The organism is Cellulomonas sp. P1_C4, from assembly GCF_056406355.1.
Genome location: NZ_JBFUAI010000003.1, coordinates 183,932 through 206,163 on the forward strand (window position 1 = coordinate 183,932; position 22,232 = coordinate 206,163).

General features: G+C 73.6%; 24 protein-coding genes. 11 read left to right on the top strand and 13 right to left on the bottom strand.

Annotated elements, in window-relative coordinates:
• Positions 1–7 precede the first annotated feature (7 nt).
• Together lipB and AC1DYZ_RS03560 are read right to left on the bottom strand one after the other, a co-directional pair.
• The gene (gene lipB / locus AC1DYZ_RS03555; protein WP_477063837.1) at positions 8–673 is read right to left on the bottom strand and encodes a lipoyl(octanoyl) transferase LipB; all 666 of its coding nucleotides are present in this window, start codon (positions 671–673) and stop codon (positions 8–10) included.
• A 10-nt stretch (positions 674–683) separates the two neighbouring features.
• Positions 684–1,154, bottom strand: coding sequence for a MarR family winged helix-turn-helix transcriptional regulator (locus AC1DYZ_RS03560; protein WP_477063838.1), 471 nt, complete (start codon positions 1,152–1,154; stop codon positions 684–686).
• Positions 1,155–1,204: 50 nt separating this feature from the next.
• Here AC1DYZ_RS03560 and AC1DYZ_RS03565 point away from each other — a divergent pair, with 50 nt between their 5' ends.
• The 3 genes from AC1DYZ_RS03565 (at position 1,205) to AC1DYZ_RS03575 (ending at position 5,764) form a co-directional block, all read left to right on the top strand.
• On the top strand, positions 1,205–3,436 hold the full coding sequence (locus tag AC1DYZ_RS03565; protein ID WP_477063839.1) for an MMPL family transporter: 2,232 nt from the start codon (positions 1,205–1,207) through the stop codon (positions 3,434–3,436).
• Positions 3,437–3,441: 5 nt separating this feature from the next.
• Positions 3,442–4,467 carry a Gfo/Idh/MocA family protein gene (locus AC1DYZ_RS03570; protein WP_477063840.1) on the top strand — a complete coding sequence of 342 codons (1,026 nt, stop codon included), beginning with the start codon at positions 3,442–3,444 and terminating at the stop codon, positions 4,465–4,467.
• A gap of 61 nt (positions 4,468–4,528) precedes the next feature.
• Positions 4,529–5,764, top strand: coding sequence for a protein kinase family protein (locus AC1DYZ_RS03575; RefSeq protein ID WP_477063841.1), 1,236 nt, complete (start codon positions 4,529–4,531; stop codon positions 5,762–5,764).
• A 2-nt stretch (positions 5,765–5,766) separates the two neighbouring features.
• Here the strand turns inward: AC1DYZ_RS03575 and AC1DYZ_RS03580 are convergent, their stop codons facing one another.
• The 3 genes from AC1DYZ_RS03580 to lpdA form a co-directional block, all read right to left on the bottom strand.
• Positions 5,767–6,654: a TIGR01777 family oxidoreductase gene (locus tag AC1DYZ_RS03580; protein WP_477063842.1), complete on the bottom strand. Its 888-nt coding sequence runs from the start codon at positions 6,652–6,654 to the stop codon at positions 5,767–5,769.
• Between the two features lie 97 nt (positions 6,655–6,751).
• A complete protein-coding gene (sucB, locus tag AC1DYZ_RS03585) occupies positions 6,752–8,566 on the bottom strand; it encodes a 2-oxoglutarate dehydrogenase, E2 component, dihydrolipoamide succinyltransferase (RefSeq protein ID WP_477063843.1) in 1,815 nt (604 codons plus the stop codon).
• Between the two features lie 30 nt (positions 8,567–8,596).
• Entirely contained in the window at positions 8,597–9,982 is a 1,386-nt protein-coding gene (gene lpdA, locus AC1DYZ_RS03590; protein ID WP_477063844.1) for a dihydrolipoyl dehydrogenase, read from the bottom strand.
• Positions 9,983–10,172: 190 nt separating this feature from the next.
• Between lpdA and AC1DYZ_RS03595 the strand changes: the two genes are divergently transcribed.
• Complete coding sequence (locus tag AC1DYZ_RS03595; protein ID WP_477063845.1) at positions 10,173–10,511, top strand: oxidoreductase; 339 nt, start codon at positions 10,173–10,175, stop codon at positions 10,509–10,511.
• A gap of 31 nt (positions 10,512–10,542) precedes the next feature.
• Here AC1DYZ_RS03595 and AC1DYZ_RS03600 read toward each other — a convergent pair whose 3' ends face one another.
• Positions 10,543–12,027, bottom strand: coding sequence for a leucyl aminopeptidase (locus tag AC1DYZ_RS03600; RefSeq protein WP_477063846.1), 1,485 nt, complete (start codon positions 12,025–12,027; stop codon positions 10,543–10,545).
• Between the two features lie 64 nt (positions 12,028–12,091).
• Between AC1DYZ_RS03600 and AC1DYZ_RS03605 the strand changes: the two genes are divergently transcribed.
• From AC1DYZ_RS03605 to AC1DYZ_RS03620, 4 genes are read left to right on the top strand one after another with little or no spacing between them, the layout of a single operon-like run.
• The gene (locus AC1DYZ_RS03605; protein WP_477063847.1) at positions 12,092–12,451 is read left to right on the top strand and encodes a hypothetical protein; all 360 of its coding nucleotides are present in this window, start codon (positions 12,092–12,094) and stop codon (positions 12,449–12,451) included.
• Entirely contained in the window at positions 12,448–12,867 is a 420-nt protein-coding gene (locus AC1DYZ_RS03610; protein WP_477063848.1) for a hypothetical protein, read from the top strand. Before AC1DYZ_RS03605 ends, AC1DYZ_RS03610 begins: the two co-directional genes overlap by 4 nt.
• 5 nt (positions 12,868–12,872) lie before the next feature.
• Positions 12,873–13,937: a quinone-dependent dihydroorotate dehydrogenase gene (locus AC1DYZ_RS03615; RefSeq protein WP_477063874.1), complete on the top strand. Its 1,065-nt coding sequence runs from the start codon at positions 12,873–12,875 to the stop codon at positions 13,935–13,937.
• Positions 13,937–14,149: a hypothetical protein gene (locus AC1DYZ_RS03620; RefSeq protein ID WP_477063849.1), complete on the top strand. Its 213-nt coding sequence runs from the start codon at positions 13,937–13,939 to the stop codon at positions 14,147–14,149. Before AC1DYZ_RS03615 ends, AC1DYZ_RS03620 begins: the two co-directional genes overlap by 1 nt.
• A 4-nt stretch (positions 14,150–14,153) precedes the next feature.
• Here AC1DYZ_RS03620 and yczR read toward each other — a convergent pair whose 3' ends face one another.
• A complete protein-coding gene (gene yczR, locus AC1DYZ_RS03625; protein ID WP_477063850.1) occupies positions 14,154–15,614 on the bottom strand; it encodes a MocR-like transcription factor YczR in 1,461 nt (486 codons plus the stop codon).
• Between the two features lie 63 nt (positions 15,615–15,677).
• Here yczR and AC1DYZ_RS03630 point away from each other — a divergent pair, with 63 nt between their 5' ends.
• Both AC1DYZ_RS03630 and yczE read left to right on the top strand, forming a co-directional pair.
• Positions 15,678–15,812, top strand: coding sequence for a hypothetical protein (locus AC1DYZ_RS03630; RefSeq protein ID WP_456824222.1), 135 nt, complete (start codon positions 15,678–15,680; stop codon positions 15,810–15,812).
• Positions 15,813–15,844: 32 nt separating this feature from the next.
• Positions 15,845–16,477 (top strand): membrane protein YczE, encoded by a 633-nt coding sequence (gene yczE / locus AC1DYZ_RS03635; RefSeq protein ID WP_477063851.1) that lies wholly within the window; start codon positions 15,845–15,847, stop codon positions 16,475–16,477.
• A gap of 41 nt (positions 16,478–16,518) precedes the next feature.
• Here the strand turns inward: yczE and AC1DYZ_RS03640 are convergent, their stop codons facing one another.
• Both AC1DYZ_RS03640 and AC1DYZ_RS03645 read right to left on the bottom strand, forming a co-directional pair.
• On the bottom strand, positions 16,519–17,529 hold the full coding sequence (locus tag AC1DYZ_RS03640) for an aldo/keto reductase family protein (protein ID WP_456824223.1): 1,011 nt from the start codon (positions 17,527–17,529) through the stop codon (positions 16,519–16,521).
• Positions 17,530–17,550: 21 nt separating this feature from the next.
• Entirely contained in the window at positions 17,551–18,132 is a 582-nt protein-coding gene (locus AC1DYZ_RS03645; protein WP_477063852.1) for a DUF3043 domain-containing protein, read from the bottom strand.
• A 26-nt stretch (positions 18,133–18,158) separates the two neighbouring features.
• Between AC1DYZ_RS03645 and AC1DYZ_RS03650 the strand changes: the two genes are divergently transcribed.
• Complete coding sequence (locus AC1DYZ_RS03650; RefSeq protein WP_477063853.1) at positions 18,159–19,544, top strand: M20/M25/M40 family metallo-hydrolase; 1,386 nt, start codon at positions 18,159–18,161, stop codon at positions 19,542–19,544.
• A 20-nt stretch (positions 19,545–19,564) separates the two neighbouring features.
• On the opposite strand, the gene AC1DYZ_RS03655 is transcribed toward AC1DYZ_RS03650, so the two are convergent.
• The 4 genes from AC1DYZ_RS03655 to nadA are packed head-to-tail and all read right to left on the bottom strand — an operon-like array spanning position 19,565 to position 22,230.
• The gene (locus AC1DYZ_RS03655) at positions 19,565–20,092 is read right to left on the bottom strand and encodes an acyl-CoA thioesterase (protein WP_477063854.1); all 528 of its coding nucleotides are present in this window, start codon (positions 20,090–20,092) and stop codon (positions 19,565–19,567) included.
• Between the two features lie 19 nt (positions 20,093–20,111).
• On the bottom strand, positions 20,112–20,441 hold the full coding sequence (locus AC1DYZ_RS03660) for an antibiotic biosynthesis monooxygenase family protein (protein WP_477063855.1): 330 nt from the start codon (positions 20,439–20,441) through the stop codon (positions 20,112–20,114).
• Entirely contained in the window at positions 20,438–21,037 is a 600-nt protein-coding gene (locus tag AC1DYZ_RS03665) for a DJ-1/PfpI family protein (RefSeq protein ID WP_477063856.1), read from the bottom strand. Before AC1DYZ_RS03665 ends, AC1DYZ_RS03660 begins: the two co-directional genes overlap by 4 nt.
• A 2-nt stretch (positions 21,038–21,039) precedes the next feature.
• Positions 21,040–22,230 (bottom strand): quinolinate synthase NadA, encoded by a 1,191-nt coding sequence (gene nadA / locus AC1DYZ_RS03670; RefSeq protein ID WP_477063857.1) that lies wholly within the window; start codon positions 22,228–22,230, stop codon positions 21,040–21,042.
• Positions 22,231–22,232 lie beyond the last annotated feature (2 nt).

Below are 22,232 nucleotides of genomic sequence, written 5' to 3' on the forward strand. Positions count from 1 at the left end.
TCGCGCGTCACACCGCGGCCGGCGCCGTCCGCGCCTCGAGGATCGGGAGCAGCGTGTCGACGAGGTGCGCACGGACGAGGGGGACGACCTCGGCGATGGTCACCCGCCGTCCCGTCTCGACGGACAGCGAGGTCACGTCGGCGTCGGCGATGCCGCACGGCACGATGCGGTCGAACGCCGCCAGGTCGGGCTCGCAGTTGAGCGCGAAGCCGTGCATGGTGACGCCGCGGGAGACGCGCACGCCGATCGCGGCGACCTTGCGCTCCCGGCGCAGCTCGTCGGCGGGGAACCAGACCCCGCTGCGGCCGTCGACGCGGATGGCGGTCAGGCCGAGGTCGGCGCACGTGCGGATGAGCGCCTCCTCGAGCGCCCGCACGTAGCGCACGACGTCGATGGGGGTCGCGAGCTTGACGATGGGGTAGCCGACCAGCTGTCCGGGCCCGTGCCAGGTGATCCGGCCGCCCCGGTCGACGTCGACCACGGGGGTGCCGTCGACGGGCCGGTCCCACGACGCGGTCCGCCGGCCCGCCGTGTACACGTCCTCGTGCTCGCACAGGAGCACGACGTCCTCGCGGGTGCCGTCGGCGACCGCCGTGAGCACCTCGCGCTGCAGCTGCCACGTCGGCTCGTAGGGGAGCAGGCGCGTGCCGAGGTCGAGCTCGTCGAACCGCATGTCGGTCAGGCTAACCCGCGTCCGCGGCGGGACGGGCGACGAGGGCGAGCAGGACGCGCAGCTGCTCGGTCTGCTCCTGGGTCAGTCCCCGAGTGACCAGCTCCTCGGCGAACTCGCGGTCGGAGGCCACGGCGAGGGCGCCCCGGCCGGAGTCGGTGATCGCGATGACGTGCCGGCGGCGGTCGGCCTCGTGCGGCGTGCGGGTGACGTAGCCCGTGCGCTCCATCCGGGCCAGGACCCGGCTCATGGTCTGTTCGGTCACGCCGCAGGCGGCGGCGAGCTCCCGCTGGGACATCGAGGCGCGCACCAGGTGGATCAGCACCGGCAGGCTGGCGTGGTTGAGGTCCCAGGCGGCCAGGTGCGCGTTCCAGTCCCGCTCGACTCGTCGGGACGCCGCGGACAGGAGCCGTCCGACGGGCCAGTGCGCGGGGTCGGGCGAGGCCGGGTCGAGCGTGTCCGCCGCCTCGTCCTCGTGCTCCATGATCCCGTCTCCATTTGCTCTCCGGAGGATCGTCGCCAATGATACTCAGCATGCTGAGTAATCGCCGTTCGACGATCGTCCGCGCCGTTCTCGTCGGCGTCGCCCTGGTGGTGTGGCTCGGCATCGGGTCGGTGGGCGGGATGGCTCAGGGCAAGCTGTCCCAGGTCCAGACCAACGACGCCTCGGCGTTCCTGCCCTCGTCGGCCGAGTCCACCAAGGCCGCCGAGGAGAGCAAGGGCTTCGTCGACACGGAGACCCTACCGGCGCTGGTGGTCCTGGAGCCGGAGGACGGTGGCGACGTCACCCCGGAGCAGCTGGCGGCGGTCCAGCAGTGGGCGGAGGGGGTGCCCGACCAGGCGCTGCCGGCGGGGAACGAGGGCACGTGGTCCGAGTACCTCGTCGGAGAGCCGGCCGTGGTCCCGGCCGAGGACGGGCAGGCGCTGCTCGTCGCGTTCTCGCTGGACGGCGCGAAGGCCGACGACCTGCTGGCCGGCGACGAGGGCGTCACCGACTCGTTCGTGCTCGCGCTGCGCGAGTCGCTCGAGGAGGACCTCGGCGCGACCTCGACCACCGCGGGCGACCTCGGCCTGCACGCCTGGGTCACCGGTCCCGCCGGTTTCGTCGCCGACCTGGTCACGGCCTTCGGCGGCATCGACGGCGTGCTCCTGCTGGTCGCGCTCGGTGCGGTCCTGCTGATCCTCGCGATCGTCTACCGCTCGCCGTTCCTGCCGTTCGTGGTGATCTTCACGGCGGTGTTCGCCCTGTGCCTGGCCGGCCTGGTGGTGTACCACCTCGCGAAGAACGGCACGATCGTCCTCAACGGCCAGTCCCAGGGGATCCTCTCGATCCTCGTGGTCGGAGCGTCGGTCGACTACGCCTTGCTGCTCGTGGCGCGGTACCGGGAGGAGCTCCACCACGTCGAGCACCCCGCAGCCGCCATGCGCCGCGCGCTGCGGGCGTGCGTCGAGCCCATCGCCGCCAGTGCGGGCACGGTCATCGCCGGCGTCCTGTGCCTGCTGCTGTCCGACCTCGGCTCGAACCGCAGCCTCGGGCCCGTGGCGGCGATCGGCATCGCGTCGGCGCTGCTGGGCGCCCTCACGCTCCTGCCGGCACTGCTCCTCGTCTTCGGCAAGCACTCGCGCGTCCTGTTCTGGCCGCGCGCTCCGCGGCCCGACGCGATCGACGCCGCGGTGGTGGACCCCGCGCAGGGCACCGGGGTCTGGGCGCGGCTCGCCCGGTTCGTCGGCCGGCGGGACCGCGCGGTGTGGATCCTCACCGCCGTCGCGCTGTGCATCGGTGCGGCGTTCCTGCCCACGCTCAACGCGTCCGGGACGAGCCAGGTCGACATCTTCCTCACCGACGTGGACGCGGTCAGCGGCGAGGCGGTCCTGACGGAGCACTTCCCGGCGGGCGCCGTGCAGCCGGCGATCGTCATCGTCGACGAGGCGGACGTCGAGGCCGTCACCGCCGCGGCCGAGGGGGTCGAGGGCGTGGACGCCGTCGTGCCGTACACCGGCGCGCCGGCCGGAGCGGGTGCCCCGGCGACGGACGCGCCGCCGATCGTGGTCGACGGGCGGGTGCGGCTCGACGTCACGACGACGGCCTCGGCCGACACCCAGGCGGCCGTCGCGACCGTCGAGGACCTGCGGGCCGCCGTGCACGAGGTCAGCCCCACCGCCGTCGTGGGCGGAGCCGCAGCGCAGACGCTGGACACGCAGCTGGCCAGCGAGCGGGACCTGCGGGTGATCGTCCCGGTCGTGCTGCTGGTGATCGGGCTGATCCTCATGTTCCTGCTGCGGTCGGTCGTGGCGGCCGCCCTGCTGCTGGTCGCGAACGTGCTGTCGTTCGCGGCGGCGCTCGGCGTGGCCGCGATCTTCTTCAACCACGTGTTCGGGTTCGCGGGCGCGGACCCGGTGGTGCCGCTGTTCGCCTTCGTGTTCCTCGTGGCGCTCGGGGTCGACTACTCGATCTTCCTCATGACCCGCGTGCGTGAGGAGTCCGCGCAGGTCGGGACGCGGGCCGGCGTGGTGCGGGGCCTGGCGGTCACCGGCGGGGTGATCACCTCGGCGGGCGTGGTGCTGGCCACCACCTTCGCGGCCCTGGGCGTCATCCCGCTGCTGTTCCTCGCGCAGATCGCGTTCATCGTCGCCTTCGGCGTGCTCCTCGACACGCTCGTGGTCCGCAGCCTGCTGGTACCCGCCCTCGTGCACGACCTCGGTCGTCGCACGTGGTGGCCCAGCGCGCTCGGGCGCAAGGACGGTGCGGCAGCCGACCTAGAGTGAGCCGCATGGAGCCGCTGCGGGTCGGTCTGGTCGGGTACGGGGGAGCGGGCCGGGGGATCCACGCCCGGCTGCTGCGCGAGGCGGGGCAGCGCGTGACCGCGGTCGTCACGCGGAGCCGCGCGGCCCAGGTGGAGCAGGACTGGCCGGGAGCCACGGTCGTGACCGACGTCGACGGGCTGCTTGCGCGGGCCGACGAGCTCGACCTCGTCGTCGTCGCGAGCCCCACCGGCGAGCACGTGGCGCACGCGAGCGCCGCCCTGGACGCCGGCCTGCACGTGCTCGTCGACAAGCCGCTGGCCACCACCGCCGCCGACGCCCAGGCGCTGGCCGACCGCGCCGACAATCGGCTCACCGTCTTCCAGAACCGGCGGTGGGACAGCGAGCAGCTCACGCTGCTGGGCCTGCTCGCGAGCGGCGAGCTGGGCACGGTGCATCGTTTCGAGCGACGCTGGGAGAGGTTCCGGCCGGTGCCGCAGGACCGCTGGAAGGAGAACGACCCGCAGTCCGGCGGGCTCCTGCTCGACCTCGGCGCCCACCTGGTCGACTCGGCCGTGCAGCTCTTCGGACCCGTCGCACAGGTCTACGCCGAGCTGCACGCCCGCTCGACGCCCGCCACCGACGACGTGTTCCTCGCGCTCGTGCACGCGCGTGACGGCGTCGTGAGCCACCTGCAGGCCGGTGGCGTCGTCGGCGCTCCCGGGCCCCGCACGCGCGTGCTGGGAGACGGCGGCGCGTTCCTGGTCACCAGCTTCGAGGGGGAGCCGACGCCGTTCGCCGCGCTGGACGACGCCTACGAGGAGACCCGTCGACCGGGGGAGCCGGTGCACGAGGGGTGGCTGGTCCGCGGCGCGGAGCGCACACCGGTGCCGCGCGCGGCCGGCGGGCACGTCGACCTGTACCGCGCCGTGGTGCGGTGGGTGGTGGACGGCGGGCCGCCGCCCGTCGACCCCGCCGACGCGGCGCGCACGGCACGCGTCCTGGACGCCGCCCAGGTGTCCACCGACGAGCGCCGGGTGGTCCTGCTCGACTGAGGGCGCGCGGCCTGTGGACGACGGCCGACGCGCGAGCCCGGACGGGTCTTGGATGACCGGCATGGACGCGTACCTCGTGCCGGCCGACGTCGAGACCGTGCTCGCCCACGTCGGGTTCCGCCCCGTCGAGCTGGCGGGCGAGGGCTGGCTGGCCGTGGCCCTCGACGGCTCCGAGCGGCGGCTCGAGCTCCACGTCGTGCCCGCCGTGGTCGACGAGCTCCTCTCGGCCCGCGTCGCCCGGCTCCGCGCACTGCGGCACGAGCACCTCGCCCAGCTGCTCGACGTGATCGAGCTCTCCCCGGGGCGGCTCGGGCTCGTGGTCGAGCACGTGCCCGGCCTGACGCTCGCGCAGGTCCGCGCCGCGCGCGCGCCGCTGAGCGACGGCGAGGCCGCGACGGTGGCGATCCCGGTCGCGGGAGCGCTCGGCGCCCTGCACGACGCGGGCATGGTCCACGGTGGCGTGACGGCGTCGGCCGTCGTCGTGCGCCCCGACGGCCGGCCGGTCCTCACCGACCTGCGCGGTGCGGTGCTCGCGGCGGGTGACCCCGAGGCGGACCTGCGGCGCCTGATCGCCACCGTGCTCGCCCAGCTGCCGAGCCAGGACATCCATCTGGTGTCCGACGTGGCCGACCGGCCGGCGCTGCGGGAGGCCTTGGCCGAGCTGCTGACGGTCCCCGGGCTCGAGGCGGGCCGCGTGGTGGACCGGTGCTACCGGATCACCGAGCCGGAGCCGGTCCGGCTGCCCGACGCAGGTGCGCTGGCGTCCTCGTCGCTGGCCGCCGGCGCCCGCCGCGAGCACGACCTGCCGCGCGGCGTGCGGCGAGCGGAGCGGGTCCGACGGCGTCGCCGGGCCTTCGCTGTCGGCGTCGCGGCGACCGTGCTGGTCGTTGGGGCGGTTGCCTTCGGGCTGGTCGAGTCCAGACGGGTCGACGTGGTGCTGGACCGCGACGACCCGGTCGCGGCCGCCGCCCAGCTCAGCAGGCTGCGGGCCGCGGCGGTAGGCGATGCGGACCCGGCGGCGCTCGACGCGGCGGAGGTTCCCGACGGCCCCGCGCACACCGCGGACGTGCAGCTCCTCGCCGGCCGTGGTGGGCGGCACGCGGACGGGCTGACGGTCGACGTGCAGGACGCGTGGCTGGTGGAGGACGACGGAAGCCGGGCCACCACCACCGACGTCGCGGTGTCCGCGGTCACGACGACGCCGTCGCAGACGCCCGCACCGGCGGCCCGCACGGTCGTGCTCGGGCTGCGCTGGACCGACGAAGGCTGGCGCGTGTGGGACGTGGTGGAACCCTGACGTCAGCCGGCGGCCACCCAGGCCGCGGCTGTCGCGAGGTCGCCGTGCACGGGGGCGAAGCCGCTGGCGTCCAGCACGGCGGGGACCGCCCGGATCGACCCGAGCACCTCCGAGGAGAAGTCGCGGAGTACCAAGCGCAGCGCGAAGGACGGCACCGGGATCGCCGCCGGACGGTGGAACGCACCGGCCAGCGCGGCGACCACCTCGGCGTTCCGGGCGGGTGCGGTGACGAGGTTGACGGGACCCTGCACGTCGGCCGTGAGCAGGTGCTCGATCGCCCGGACCTCGTCCAGCAGCGTGATCCACGGCCAGAACTGCCGCCCCGACCCGAGCCGCCCGCCGACTCCGGCCTTGATCAGCGGCAGCAAGGGTCCCAGCGCCCCACCGCCCTGCCCGAGCACGATCCCGGTGCGCAGGTGCACCACGCGGACGCCATCGTCGGCGGCGGGCGCGGTGGCCGCCTCCCACTGCCGCACGACGTTCGCGAAGAACGTGGTGCCGATCGGCTCGTCCTCGTCGAGCACGTCCTCGCCGCGGGAGCCGTAGGCGCCGATCCCCGACGCCTGCAGCAGCACCTGCGGCCCGTCGTCGAGCTCCGCGAGCGTCCGCGCCAGGAGCCGGGTGGTCAGCAGCCGCGACGAGAGGACCTCGCGCTTGCGGGCCTCGGTCAGCGGCCTCGACCCGGGGTTCGCGCCCGCGAGGTTGATGACCGCGTCCGCGCCGGCGAGCGCGGCGGGGTCGAGCCGGCCGGCCACCGGGTCCCACGCGATCTGGTCGGCGCCCTTGGCCTCGCCCCGCACGAGCACCGTGACCCGATGCCCGCCCGCCCGCAGATGCGGGACGAGCCTGCTGCCGATGAACCCGTGCGACCCCGCGACGACGACCTGCATGCCGTCACCCTACGGTCGGGACGTCCCGCCGACATGTCGACGGCCCGGCACCCGCTGCGGGGTACCGGGCCGTCGGTCGATCAGGTGGAGCCGTGCGTCAGAGGCCGACCTCGGACTCGAACGCGCCTTCCTCGATGCGGGCCTTGACCGCGCTGAGGTACCGCGAGGCGTCCGCTCCGTCGACCAGGCGGTGGTCGTAGGAGAGCGACAGGTAGCACATCGAGCGGATCGCGATGACCTCGGCGCCGTCCGCGTCCTGGACCACGACCGGGCGCTTGACGATCGCGCCGGTGCCGAGGATGGCGGACGTGCCACCGGGGACGATCGGGGTGTCGATGATGGCGCCGCCCGAGCCGGTGTTGGTCACCGTGAACGTGGCACCGCTCAGCTCGTCCGGCGTGACCTTGTTCTGGCGCGTGCGACCTGCGAGGTCGACGATCTTGCGCGAGATGCCGGCGAGGTTCAGGTCGCCCGCGTCGCGGATCACCGGGACGAGCAGGCCCTTCTCGGTGTCGACAGCGATGCCGACGTTCTCCTGCGCGTGGTAGGTGATCTGGTTGCCCTCGAGCACGCCGTTGATCTTCGGGAACGCCTTGAGCGACTCGACGGCCGCCAGCACGAAGAACGGCAGGAACGTGAGGTTGACGCCCTCGCGTGCCTTGAAGTCCTCCTTGGCCTTGGCGCGCAAGCGGGCGACCCGGGTGACGTCGACCTCGACGACCGTGGTCAGCTGAGCCTGCGAGTGCAGGGCGTCGACCATGCGCTCGGCGATGATCTGGCGCAGCCGGCTGGCCTTCTCGGTCGTGCCACGCAGCGGTGAGACCGCCGGGACGGCCGCGGCGGGCTTGGCKGGGGCGGCGGGCTTGGCGGCGGCCGGCTGGGCCTTCGCCGCCTCGGCTGCTGCCTTCTCGGCCTCGGCCTTGGCTGCCGCGTCGAGGACGTCTTCCTTGCGGATCCGACCGCCGACGCCCGTGCCCACGAGCGCAGCGACGTCCACGCCCTTCTCGGCCGCGAGCTTGCGGACGAGCGGGGTGAGGTAGGTGCCCGAGACCGACGGGGGTGCAGCGGGAGCCGGCGATGCCGCGGGTGCGGGTGCGGCGGCGGGCACCGGAGCCGGCGTCGGGGTGGMCGGCACGGGCGCCGGCGCGGCCGACTCCTGCTCGGCGGCCGGCTCCGGAGCGGTCTGCGGCTCGGGAGCCTTCTCCTCGGCCTCGGGTGCCTTCTGCTCGGGAGCAGKAGCGGCATCGGCGGCCGGCGCGGAGCCGGAGCCGATGACGGCGAGCGTGGCGCCGACCTCGACGGTCTCGTCTTCCTGCACCAGGATCTGCTGCAGCGTGCCGGCGAAGGGCGACGGGATCTCGGTGTCGACCTTGTCGGTGGAGATCTCGAGCAGCGGCTCGTCCACCGCGACCTCGTCGCCCACGGCCTTGAGCCAGCGGGTGACGGTGCCCTCGGTGACGGACTCGCCCAGCGCGGGGAGCACGACGTTCTCGCTGGCGCCGCCGGACGTGGACTCGGCCGCGGGCGCTGCCGCCTCCGCGGCGGGCTCCTCGTGCGACTCCGTGCTCTGCTCCTGCGGCTCGACCTCGGCGGCGGGCTCCTCGGCGGGCGCCTGCTCCTCGGCTGCGGGCTCCTCGGCCGCGGGGGCGGCGTCGCCCTCGCCGGACGAGGCCTGGCCGGAGCCGATGACGGCGAGCGTGGCGCCGACCTCGACGGTCTCGTCCTCCTGCACCAGGATCTGCTCGAGCACGCCGGCGAACGGCGACGGGATCTCGGTGTCGACCTTGTCGGTCGAGATCTCGAGCAGGGGCTCGTCGACCTCCACCGTGTCGCCCACGTTCTTCAGCCAGCGGGTGACGGTCCCCTCGGTGACGGACTCACCGAGTGCGGGCAGCTGCACGTTGTCGGACATGACCGCTCGTGTCTCCTTCGATTCGTGTGGTCAGTTGTGGGCGTGCAACGGCTTGCCGGCGAGCGCGAGGTGCGCCTCCCCGAGGGCCTCGTTCTGCGTCGGGTGAGCGTGCACGAGGGACGCGACGTCCTCGGGGTAGGCCTCCCAGTTGACGATGAGCTGACCCTCGCCGATGAGCTCGCCGACGCGCGCGCCGATCATGTGGACGCCGACGACGGGTCCGTCCTTCTGCCGCACGAGCTTGACAAAGCCCTGCGTACCGAGGATCTGGCTCTTGCCGTTGCCGCCCAGGTTGTACTCGAGCGTCTCGACGGCGTCGGCCCCGTGGACCTCCTTGGCGCGCGCCTCCGTGAGACCCACCGAGGCGACCTCGGGGTCGGAGTACGTCACGCGCGGGATGCCGGACTCGACGATGGCCGCCGGGTTGAGGCCCGCGATCTCCTCGGCGACGAAGATGCCCTGCGCGAAGCCGCGGTGCGCCAGCTGCAGGCCGGGGACGATGTCGCCGACCGCGTAGACGTTGCCGACGCCGGTGTGCAGGCGCTCGTCCGTGATGACGAAGCCGCGGTCCAGCGTGATGCCCTGCTCCTCGTAGCCGACGCCAGAGGTGCGGGGTCCGCGGCCGACGGCCACGAGCAGGAGGTCGGCGTCGAACGTCTTGCCGTCCTCGAGCGTGACGTGCACGCCGTTGTCGTCCTGGGTCACGCCGGAGAACCGGACGCCCAGGTTGAAGTTGATGCCGCGCTTGCGGAACGCGCGCTCGAACGCCTTGGACAGCGACTCGTCCTCGTTCGCGACGAGGTGGGGGAGCGCCTCGATGATGGTGACGTCCGCGCCGAAGGACTTCCAGACGCTGGCGAACTCGGAGCCGATGACGCCGCCGCCGAGGACGATGACCGACTTCGGCACCCAGTCGAGCTGCAGCGCCTGGTCGGACGTGACGACACGACCGCCGATCTCGAGGCCGGGCAGCGAGCGCGCGTACGAGCCGGTCGCGAGGATCACGTGGCCGCCGGTGATGCGCTCACCGTTGACCTCGACGGTGTCGGGGCCGACGAGCTTGCCGTAGCCCTCGAAGACCGTGATCTTGCGGGACTTCACCAGTCCCTGGAGGCCCTTGTAGAGGCGGCCGATGACGGTGGCCTTGTACTCGTTCACACCGTTCATGTCGATGTGGTCGAGGGTCGTGTGGACGCCGAAGTGGGCGCCGTCGCGGGCGTGGTCCGCCAGCTCGGCGGCGTGCAGCAGGGCCTTGGTCGGGATGCACCCGTAGTGCAGGCAGGTGCCGCCCACCTTGTCCGCCTCCACGAGGGCGACGGACTTGCCCAGCTGTGCGGCGCGCAGCGCGGCGGCGTAGCCACCACTGCCTCCGCCCAGGACGACGATGTCGAAAGCGGTGCCGTTCGTGTCGGCCACGTGCAGACTCCTCATACGCAGACTTGGTGGTCTCGAGCTCGCCGACCATCCTGTCATCCCGACAGGGTTGGAACGACCCGGACGACGCGCACGACCATGTGATGAGCAGAACAGTCGTCCCATGACTGGTGTTCCGTCTGCTCGATCACACCCCGGCAACCGGCAGGTTCGCAGGTTACTCTCGTGCGCCATGGGCCTGTTCTCGCGCCGCAAGCCGGCCGCCACCGACGCGCCGACGGACCGCGACGCGCGCGAGGCGACACTCGCGCACCTCAAGAACTTCGTCGCGACGCGCGTCGGCGTGGAGGCCTACGTCGAGCCCCGCACCAATGACACGCCGACGACGATGATGCTCGTCGCCACCGACGGTGAGTGGACCCGTCGGCGGGTGCCGGACCCGGCGACGGCGTGGCAGCTCGCGCGCGACATGGCGATCCCCGTCTACGACGTGCAGCGCACCGGCTACCCGCAGCGCGTCCGTGACTGGAACTCGCGGMAGCGGCTCCGCGGGCGGCGCAAGCACGCCTAGCAGCGGTCGCGGTCTCGAGCCCTGAGGGCGGTCAGGCCGCCGGCGCCCGGCCCTCGAGCAGAGCCAGGAGCGTCCGGACGCCGACACCGGTGCCGCCGACCGGCGTGTACCCGTGCGGCGCCCGCTCGTTGTAGGCCGGACCGGCGATGTCGAGGTGGGCCCACGGGGTCTGCCCGACGAACTCCTGCAGGAAGATCCCGGCCGTCAGCATGCCGCCGAACCGGTCCGCGATGTTCGCGAGGTCGGCGACCTTGGACTTGAGCCCCGCCCGCAGGTCCGCGGGCAGCGGCATCGGCCAGAACTGCTCGCCGCTGGCCTGCGCGGCGGCCACGACCTCGCCGCGCACGTCGTCCGTGCCCATGACGGCGGACACGCGGTGGCCGAGCGCCACCAGCTGCGCGCCGGTGAGGGTGGCGATGTCGATGACGACGTCCGGCTTCTCCTCGACGGCGGCGACGAGCCCGTCGGCCATGACCAGGCGGCCCTCGGCGTCCGTGTTGAGCACCTCGACGGTCTTGCCGCCCCGGATGGTCAGGACGTCGGACGGGCGCTGGGCCGTGCCGGACGGCATGTTCTCCGCGAGGCACAGCCAGCCCGTGACGGCCACGGGCAGCTCCAGGCGGGCCGCGGCGAGGACCGTGTGCAGCACGGCGGCGGCACCGGCCATGTCGGACTTCATGGCCTCCATGCCGGCGGCGGGCTTGATCGAGATGCCGCCCGAGTCGAACGTGATGCCCTTGCCGACGAGCGCGACCTTGGCCTTGGGACGCGACGGCGTGTACGCCACCTTCACCAGGCGGGGGCCGCGGACGGATCCCTGGCCGACGCCGATGAGGCCGCCGTACCCGCCGGCTGCGAGCGCCTTGTCGTCGAGCACGGTGACCTTGAGCCCCTTGGCGCCGGAGTCCTTGACCGCCGCCTTGGCGATCTCGGCGAACGCCGCCGGGTACAGGTCGTTCGGGGCCGCGTTCACCAGGTCGCGCGTGCCGTGCACGGCGGCGGCGACGATCTCGGCGCGGGCGACGGCCGCGGCGGCGGCCCGGTCCCGGGGGTGGGCGGTGACGAGCTGGAGGACGCCGACCGGCGCCTGCTTGGCCGCCTCGGAAGCGCGGTACCGGGTGTAGGAGTACGCGCCGAACAGGGCGCCCTCCGCGACGGCGGCGACGGACGCCGTGTCGTCGGCGGGGAGCGCCAGGCCGACGCGCGCGGTGCCGGCGAGCTCGCGCGTGGCGGCACCCGCGGCCCGACGCAGCACCTCGGGGGTGATCTTGTCGGCCGGCCCGACGCCGGTGAGCACGACGACCGTGGCCACGAGCCCGGTGCCGGGCAGGCGGCGGACCTCGTCGGTGGCGCCCGTGATGCCGAGCGCCGCGGCGTCGGCCAGCTGGGCCCGCAGGTCCTTGGGCAGGCGTTCGGCGCCGAGGACGGCGGGCGCTCCGTCCTGCTGGGCGACCGCGACGACCAGGGCGTCGACGGCGAGGCGGGCAGGGTCCTGGGAGGTCAGCGTCAGCGTCACGGCTCGATGATAGATCCGGACGGGTGGACGGTCGTCGCGGCCCCCGCCGGTACGGTGGGGCACCGTGATCGTCCCCCTGGCCCTGCTGGTGGCCGCGCTGTGCCTGTCGCTCGCCGGCTGGGCGCTCTGGTTCGTCGTCCGGGACCGCGCGGTCGTCCTGCGCCAGCTGTGGGGTGGGGCGGTGATCGAGGCCGTGCTCGTCGTGCAGGGCGTCGTCGCCGGAATCCTGGCGGCCACCGGGAGCCCCGACGTCGACGGGGTGCTCCTGTGGGGCTACGTGCTGACGCAGCTGCTCATCCTGCCCATCGCCGCGGCGTGGGCGTTCGCCGAGCGGACGCGCTGGAGCTCGGTGGTCCTGCTCGTCGCCGCCGTGACCGTCGCCTTCCTCGAATTCCGACTGCTCCAGATCTGGGGGACCGTGTGACCGACCGACCGGACAACCACCGACCGACGGGGAGCGGCCCCGGCCGCCTGCTCGTGGCCGTGTACGGGATCCTCGCGCTCGCCGCGACGGCCCGCGGCGTCTATCAGGTGGCGACGAAGCTCTCCGAGGCGCCGGTCGCGTATCTGCTCTCGCTCGCGGCCGGTCTCGTATACGTCGTCGCGACGATCGCGCTGGCCAAGGACTGGCGTCGGCTCGCATGGTGGGCCGTGTCGATCGAGCTGGTGGGCGTCCTCACGGTCGGCGTCCTGTCGCTCGTCGACGTCGGCGAGTTCCCCGACGAGACGGTGTGGTCGGCGTTCGGCCAGGGGTACGGGTACATCCCGCTGGTGCTGCCGTTCCTCGGGCTGCTGTGGCTGTGGCGCACGGGCCGCCCCGCCGCCGACGACCTAGGGTGAGCAGCGTGTACCGCCTGCTGTTCGACCTCGTCTTCCGCCGCATGGATCCCGAGCGCGCGCACGAGGTCGCCTTCCGGTTGATCCGCGTGGTCGCGCAGGTCCCGGGCCTGCGCGACGTCGTCCGCCGGGTGTTCGCCTCGTCCGACCGCGGCGCCGTCCACGTCTGGGGGCGGCGCTTCCCGTCGCGCTTCGGCCTCGCCGCCGGGTTCGACAAGAACGCCGTCGGCGTCGCCGGCCTGACCACGCTCGGGTTCGGCTTCGTCGAGGTGGGGACCGTGACCGCCCACGCCCAGCCCGGCAACGAGCCGCCGCGGCTGTGGCGGGTGCTGGACCAGCGGGCGCTGCGCAACCGGATGGGCTTCAACAACGAGGGGTCCGAGGCGGTGGCGGCGCGCCTGCGACGCCTGCGCGCGACGCCCGCGGGTCGCCGGCTCGTGGTCGGCGTGAACATCGGCAAGACGAAGGTGACGCCCGCCGAGCACGCGCCCGCCGACTACGCCACCAGCGCCGGGCGTCTCGCGCCGTACGCCGACTACCTCGTGGTCAACGTGTCGTCCCCGAACACGCCCGGCCTGCGCGACCTGCAGTCGGTCGAGGCGCTGCGGCCCATCCTCGAGGCCACGCGCGTCGCGGCCGACGAGGCGACGGTGGCCGCCGGGATCGCCCCGGTGCCGTTGCTGGTCAAGATCGCGCCGGACCTGTCCGACGACGACGTCGACGCGGTGGCCGAGCTCGCCGCCGAGCTCGGCCTCGACGGGATCGTCGCCGTCAACACGACCATCGGCCACGACCTCGGACCCGGCGGGCTGTCGGGACCGCCGGTGCTGGCGCGCGGGCTCGACGTGGTGGCCCGCCTGCGCAACCACCTCGGGCCGGACGCCGTGATCATCGGCGTCGGCGGTATCACCACCCCTGCCGACGCCCGCGAGTACGTCGCCGTCGGCGCCACGCTGGTCCAGGGTTACACCGGACTCATCTACGAGGGACCGGCGTACGCCTCGCGGATCACCCGCGCGCTCGCGGCCGACCAGGCGCTGCGCGGGACGCCCCGCCGGACGGCGGTCGCCTGATGGTCCTGCGACCGCAGTGGGAGTGGCGGTTCGACGGTGCGGACGGTGCCGTGCTCGACCGCCCCGTGAGCCCGGTCTTCACCACGCAGTACGACGCCGAGCAGTGGCTCGGCGAGCACTGGCGCACGCTCGCCGCGCAGGGCGTCCAGGCGGTGGGCCTGCTGCACGAGGGTGCGCAGGCGACCCCGACTCTGACCCTGCCGCTGACCTGACGCGTCACACCATCGCGTGGACTCCGGCGGGTCCCGCGGCGGGCTCCGTGATGCCCAGGCCGGCCCAGGCGTCCGCCAGCCCGGCGACGGCGCGGCGCAGGTTGTCGGCCGTCGTCGTGAACGGCAGGCGCAGGTTCCGCTCGAAGCTGCCGTCCACCCCGAACGCCGTGCCTGGCACCACGCGCACGCCGTGCCGGGCGGAGATCGCGGCCAGCGCGCTGGACACCGGCGCCCCGAGGTCGGCCCACAGGGACAGCCCGCCCGCGGGGACCTCGAACCGCCACGACGGCAGCTGGTCGAGCAGGAGGCCGACGAGCAGGTCGCGGCGGTCCCGCAGCGCCGCACGACGGCCGGCGAGGAGCTCGTCGGAGTGCGCGAGCAGCTCGGCCACGACCAGCTGCTCGAGGAGAGCCGTGCCGATGTCGACGTGCGCCCGCGTGGTGGCCATGCGGTTGACCAGGTCGGGGTGCGCGCGCACCCACCCGACGCGCAGGCCGCCCCAGAAGCTCTTCGACGCCGAGCCGATCGAGACGACGTAGGCGGCGGCCGTGCCGTCGCCGGCGAACGAGCCGGGCGCGGGCCCGTCCATGGTCAGCTCCGTCAGCACCTCGTCGCCGACGATCGTCGTGCGGTGCCGCCGCGCGAGCGCGCGCACCCGGGCGCTGTCCTCGTCGCTGAGGCTGGTGCCCGTCGGGTTCCGGTGGCTCGGGATGAGGTAGACCAGCCGCGGCGCGACCTGCCGCAGGGTCGACTCGAGCAGGTCGATGTCGAGCCCGGCCTCGCCGGAGGGGACCGGCACCGCCCGGCCGCCCACCGACCGGACGACGTCGATCGCGTGCGGGTACGTCGGGTGCTCGACGACCACCCGGTCGCCGGGGCCGGCGTGCGCGGTGACCAGCAGGTGGATGGCCTGCTGCGCGCCCGTGGTGACGAGCACCTGGTCCGGCGTCGTGGGCGTCCCGCGCAGGGTGTACCACCGCGCGATCGCCTCGCGCAGGACCGGGAGGCCCAGCGGTGCGTACCCGGTGCCCGTGAGGTGCCGGGGGAGCGCGTCGAGGGCGGCCAGGTACGCGCCGTGCAGGGACGACGGGGCGGACGGCGCGGCCATCGCGAGGTCGACGATCCCGGGCTCGTCGCGCACCGTCTCCGCCATCGACGAGCGCGCGCCCGGACCGGCGGGAAGGGTGGTGACCGTGCCGGACCCGCGGCGGCTCACCAGGTACCCCTCGTCCCGCAGGAGCCCGTACGTCGCGGTGGTCGTGGTGCGGGAGACGCCGGTGGCGTCGGCGAGCTCGCGCTCGGACGGGAGGCGCGTGCTGAGCGGGACGGTGCCCGACAAGATCGAGGCCCGGACGGCGTCGGCGAGCGCGACGTAGGCGGGACCGGGGCGCTGCCACGCCCCGAGCACCGAGCCGAGGCGTTGGCCACTGATCCGACGGTCCGCGGGCAACTCAGGCGTGATCACCAGGCCACTATGCCAGAAGTGGCTATTCCAAGGAAGGCCACACACGAGCCAGCATGGCTGACCATGAGCATGTGGATACCAGCGATCCTCCTGATCGCGAGCCTCACCGTCACTCTCGTCCTCGTGGTCCACCGGGACGGCCTCGGGCACCGGCCACCGCCGGCTTCGCACCGCGAGTGGTTCGAGCAGCTGCCGTGAGCGCCGGATCGGTGCGGACGTATGCTCGCGCGGTGCTGACCCGGAGGACACCCGACGCGCGACCCGTGCGCCGGGGCGTGCAGCTCCTGGTCGGCCTCGTGCTGTACGCGGCCTCGATCGCGATGCTCGTGGACGCCGGCCTCGGCAGCATGCCGTGGGACGTCCTCACGCAGGGGATCGTCCGGCACACGGGCTTGTCGTTCGGCGCCGTCACCCTGCTCGTCGGGGTGGTGGTGCTGGCGTGCTGGATCCCGCTGCGCCAGCGACCCGGGGTGGGCACGGTGGCCAACGTCATCGTCATCAGCGTGCTGGTGGACCCGTTCCTGGCGCTGCTCGGCGGGCTGCCCGACGCGATGGGTGTCCGCATCGCGCTGGCCGCGAGCGGCCTCGTGCTCAACGGCCTGGCGACCGGGCTCTACGTGGGCGCCGGGCTCGGACCGGGACCCCGCGACGGACTCATGACGGGCCTCGTGCGCCGGACCGGGCGCTCGGTGCGGCTGGTCCGGACCGGCATCGAGGTGGCGGTCGTCTCCGTCGGCTGGGCGCTGGGCGGCACCGTCGGCTTCGCGACGCTGGCCTACGCGCTGGCGATCGGTCCGCTGGTGCACCTGTTCCTGCCGCGGCTGACGGTGCGCACCGAGGTGCGGGAGCCCGTCGCCGTGTGACGAGGTCCGGCCCCGGGGAGCCCAGGGGCCGGACCGTCGCGTCAGCGCGCGGGCGGCGCGTTCTTGGCCGTCTCGGCCGGGTCGGACACGACGGAGTCGCCGAGGATCGTGTCGATCCGGGCCAGGAGCTCCGCCGGGATGGTCACGCCGGACGCCTTGACGTTCTCCGTGACCTGCTCGGGCCGCGAGGCGCCGATGATCGCCGCGGCGACGTTCTGGTTCTGCAGCACCCACGCCACGGCCAGCTGGGCCAGCGAGAGCCCGAGCTCGTCGGCGACGGGCGTGAGGTCCTGCACACGCTGCAGCACGTCGGGCTGCTCGAGGAAGCGGCCGATGAACCGGGCGCCGCCCTTCTCGTCCGTCGCGCGCGAGCCCGCGGGCGGGGCCGCGCCGGGCTTGTACTTGCCGGTGAGCACGCCCTGGGCGACGGGGGACCAGACGATCTGCGACACCCCGAGCTCCTCGGACGTCGGGACGACCTCGCCCTCGATGACTCGCCAGAGCGCCGAGTACTGCGGCTGGTTGGAGATGAGCTGGAAGCCCAGGTCCTTCGCCAGGGCGTGCCCGGCCCGGATCTGGTCCGCGGTCCACTCCGAGACGCCGATGTAGAGCGCCTTGCCCGCGCGGACGACGTCGGCGAACGCCTGCATCGTCTCCTCGAGCGGCGTCGACTCGTCGTAGCGGTGCGCCTGGTAGAGGTCGACATAGTCGGTCTGGAGGCGCTCGAGCGAGCCGTCGATGGACTCGAGGATGTGCTTGCGCGACAGGCCGGAGTCGTTCGCCCCGCCCGGGCCGGTGGGCCAGTAGACCTTGGTGAAGATCTCGAGCGACTGGCGCCGCTCGCCCTTCAGGGCCTCGCCCAGGACGGTCTCCGCCTTGGTGTTGGCGTAGACGTCGGCGGTGTCGAAGCTGGTGATGCCCGCGTCGAGCGCGGCACGAACGCAGGCCTTCGCGGTGTCGTTCTCCACCTGCGAGCCGTGCGTGAGCCAGTTGCCGTAGGTGATCTCGGTGATCTTGAGGCCGGAGCGGCCGAGGTAGCGGTAGGAAACCATGGCCGCCACCCTACGGCGGGGTCAGGACGGGCGCTGGCCGTGCTTGACCTGCGGCTTGGGCAGCCGCGCCGGACGGATCTGGAAGACGCGCAGCACCGCGTACATGGCCACCCCGCGCGGGATCTGCGCGGCGCCGAACTTGGCGACGAGGCGCTTCTTCAGGCCGCGCCACATCAGCCACGCGTCGATGGCCGCCGCGATGATGTAGATGTACAGGGCGAGGATGGCGATGACGGCGAACCCGGTCTTGGCCAGCGCGAACTGGATCACCAGGAAGACGGCGGCCATCGGCAGGAAGAACTCGCCGAGGTTCCAGCGGGCGTCGACCGCGTCGCGGATGTAGCGGCGCACCGGTCCGCGGTCCTTGGCGGGCATGTTGCGCTCGTCGCCGGTCTGCATCGCGCGGTACTCGACGTCGCGCTGCGTCTTCGCCTGCTGGCGGGTGGCCTTCTTGGTGGTCGGCGAAACCAACGGGCGCTTGTTCGCGGCCTCGGAGACCTTGCGCTTGGGCGTCGGGCGGCCCTTGCCCGCGTCCGTGGGCGGCGGGGTGCTCTCCGTCAGTGCGGGAGTCACGGGCTGGGGGTCGTTGCTGCGTCCGAACACCCCGCCAGGGTAGTCGAGTAGCGTGCTTGTCCGTGACCGATGCCTCCTCGCACCAGACCACCGTTCCCGGCGACCGCACTGAGGCCCTGCGCACGCGCACGGCTGCCGCATTCGGTGCTCTGCGCGCCGACCTCGAGGCCCTCGTCCGCATCCCGAGCGTGTCCAACGCCGAGTTCGACCAGGCGCACGTGGCCGCGAGCGCCGACGCCGTCGTGGCGCTGCTGCGGGGCGCGGGTCTCGACGACGTCCAGGTGCTCTCGGTGCCGGGCGGCGCCCCCGCGGTCGTCGGCCGGCGCCCCGCGCCGCAGGGCGCACCGACCGTGCTCCTGTACGCCCACCACGACGTCCAGCCGCCCGGGGACGACGCGGACTGGGACACCCCGCCGTTCGAGCCCACCGAGCGCGGCGGGCGGCTGTACGGCCGTGGCGCGGCGGACGACAAGGCCGGCGTCATCGCGCACGTCGGGGCGCTAAGGGTGCTCGGCGCCGACCTCGGCGTGGGCGTCACCGTGTTCGTCGAGGGCGAGGAGGAGATCGGCTCGCCCACGTTCACCGCGTTCCTGCACGCGTACCGCGACCTGCTGGAGGCCGACGTCATCGTCGTCGCGGACTCATCGAACTGGGCGATCGGCGTGCCGGGCCTGACCACGTCCCTGCGCGGCCTGGTCGACTGCGTGGTGGAGGTCGCGGTCCTGGACCACGCCGTGCACTCGGGCATGTACGGAGGCGCGATCCTCGACGCACCGACGCTGCTCGCCCGCCTGATCACGACGCTCCACGACGACGAGGGCAACGTGGCCGTCGAGGGCCTGGTGCACGCGCCGGACCCGACCGTGGACTACGACGAGGCGACGTTCCGCACCGACGCCGGCGTGCTGGACGGCGTCCGGCTCGCCGGCTCGGGACCGATCACGGCCCGGCTCTGGACGCGCCCGGCCATCGGCGTCATCGGCTTCGACGCCCCCCGCGTGGCCAGCGCGTCGAACACCATCACCCCGCGCGCCTCGGCCAAGCTCTCGGTCCGGCTCGCGCCCGGCCAGGACCCAGCCGCCGCCATGGCCGCGCTGCGCACTCACCTGGTCGAGCACGCCCCGTTCGGTGCCCGCGTGACCGTGACCGACGGCGAGGAGGGCAAGCCGTTCCAGGCGCCGCTCGACTCGCCGGCGATGCAGGCGGCCCGCTGGGCGTTCGCGCAGTCGTGGGGGACCGATCCGGTGGACATCGGCGTCGGCGGGTCCATCCCGTTCATCGCCGACCTGCTCGAGGTCTACCCCGACGCGTCGATCCTGGTCACTGGCGTCGAGGACCCCGACGGCCGCGCGCACGGCGCGAACGAGTCGGTGCACCTGGGCGAGCTGGAGAAGGTCGTGCTGGCCGAGGCACTGCTGCTGGAGCGGCTGGCCAGGAGCTGAAGTCGGCGACCAGCCGGGCCTCAGGCGGTCTCGCGGTGGGCGACGCCGACGGCCTCGGCCCAGCCCTGGACGTCGGCGGGCAGCTCGGGCGAGGGGCCGTCGTGGGTGCCCAGCAGGTCGATGACATCGGGCGCCGGGATGCGCGAGCCGTCCCGCGCGAGGAACCGACCGGCGACGACGCCGCGGGCCACGTGCTCATCGCCCCGGCGGAAGGTCTGCTCGAGATAGGCGCAGCGCAGGTCCCAGCCGAGCAGGCGGGTGGAGATCTCGAAGCGCTGGCCGAGCGTCAGCGAACGGCGGTAGGAGATGGTCGACGAGGCGACCACGGGGTACCAGCCGTGCTCCTTCAGCGGCCCGAAGGCGCCGAGGTCCGCGAGGAAGTTGCCGCGCGCGACGTCCATCATCTGCAGGTACACGCCGTTGTTCACGTGCCGGTAGAAGTCCAGGTCGCCGACGTGCACGCGCATCCGGGTGACCGACGGCTCGAAGAGCCCGCGGCCGGGGACGGCGGGCCGGGGGCGGGTGGTGGCCAGTGCGAGCTGGATCATCCGAGTCACCCGGGCGACGTTACTCGCCGGTAGGTTCCGCGGGAACGGCGACGAAGTGCTCCACGACCGGGAACGGCTCGTAGAAGTGGTGCAGCAGCTCCCGCCAGCGCGCGTACTGCTGCGACCCGCGGAAGCCGACCTCGTGCGCCTCGACCGAGTCCCACCCGATGAGCAGCAGATAGGTTCCCGTGCGCTCCACCCCGCGGGAGACGTGGATCCCGCGGAAGCCCGGGATGCCCGCCACGAGCGGGACGGCCTCGGCGAGCGCCCGCTCGAAGGCTTCCTCCTGGCCGGGGCGGACGGGCAGGAGGGCGTGCTCGGTGACGGCCGCGTCGAGCGGCCCGGTCATACGGGGGGCTCGGGGTCGTACTGGATGCCGCGCCGGACGGCCTTGGCGGCGTCGACGGACTCGAGGCGGGCCACCAGGTGCAGGGCCATGTCGATGCCGGCGGACACACCCGCCGACGTGACGATGTCGCCGTCGTCGACGAACCGGGCCTCGGTGTCCGCCAGGACGCTCGGGTCGATCGTCGCGAGCTCGTCGAACGCGCTCCAGTGGGTCGTGGCCGGCCGCCCGGCGAGGAGCCCCGCGGCGGCGTACACGAGCGCACCCGTGCAGACGCTGGTCATCAGCGGCGTCGCGGCGCGCATCCCGCGCACCCACTCGAGGTGGTCAGCGTCGCGCACGAGCGCCCGGGTGCCGAAGCCTCCCGGGTAGACGAGGACGTGCAGGGGGCCGACCTCCTCCGCGCTGAGGTCCGGGACGAGCCGCAGCCCCTTGGCGCAGCGCACCCCGAAGCCGTCGGCCGAGAACGTCACGACCTCGGGCCGCAGCTCCGAGGTTCTGGCCCAGTACGCGAGCACCTCGTACGGCCCGACGACGTCGAGCTCCTCCGCGTCGTCGAAGATGAAGATGCCGACGCGCAGGTGGTGGCCGGTGGACACGCTCAGTACCCCGGCAGGGCGAGCATCTGGTCGAGCGCGACGCGCGCCCAGTGGGCGTCGTCGGCGTCCACGACGATCCGGTTGACCGCCCGGCCCGCCACCAGCGACTCCATCGCCCAGACGAGGTGCGGCAGGTCGATCCGGTTCATGGTCGAGCAGAAGCAGACCGTCGAGTCGAGGTAGTGGATGTTCTTGTCCGGGTGGGCGGCGGCGAGCCGGCGCACCAGGTTGAGCTCGGTGCCGACGGCCCAGGAGCTGCCCGGCGCGGCGGAGTCGAGCGCCTTGACGATGTACTCGGTCGAGCCCACCAGGTCCGCGGCGAGGACGACCTCGTGCTGGCACTCCGGGTGCACGATCACCGTGACGTCCGGGACGGCCGCGCGCATGTCGGTGACGTTGCGAACCGAGAACCGGCCGTGCACCGAGCAGTGGCCGCGCCACAGGATCATCCGGGCGTCGCGCAGCTGCTGGGTGGTCAGGCCGCCGCCGGGCTTGCGCGGGTCGAACACCACGCAGTCGTCGAGCGAGAGCCCCAGCTGCTGCACCGCGGTGTTGCGGCCGAGGTGCTGGTCGGGCATGAACAGCACCTTGCCGGTGCCGCCGACGCCGCCCACCTTGTCGAACGCCCACCGCAGGGCGACGTGCGCGTTGGACGACGTGCAGATGGTCCCGCCGTGCCGTCCCGTGAACGCCTTGATGGACGCCGCCGAGTTCATGTAGGTCACCGGCACGGTCACCTCGGCGACGCCGGCGTCGACCAGCACGTCCCACGCGTCCTCGACCTGGTCGATCGCCGCCATGTCCGCCATGGAGCAGCCCGCCGCGAGGTCCGGGAGGATCACCTGCTGGTGGTCGGACGTGAGGATGTCCGCCGACTCCGCCATGAAGTGCACGCCGCAGAAGATGATGAACTCCGCCTCGGGCCGGGCGGCTGCCTCGCGCGCGAGCTTGAAGGAGTCGCCCGTGACGTCGGCGAACTCGATGACCTCGTCGCGCTGGTAGTGGTGGCCCAGGACGAAGGCCCGGCTGCCCAGCGCGGCGCGGGCCGCGCGGGCGCGCTCGACGAGGTCCGGGTCGCTCGGGGCGGGGAGGTCGCCGACGCACTCGACGCCGCGCTCGGAGGCCAGGTCGACGCCGCGTCCCAGCAGCAGGAGGGCCGACGGAGCCGGCTCGGAGAAGGTGCTCACGCTCACGC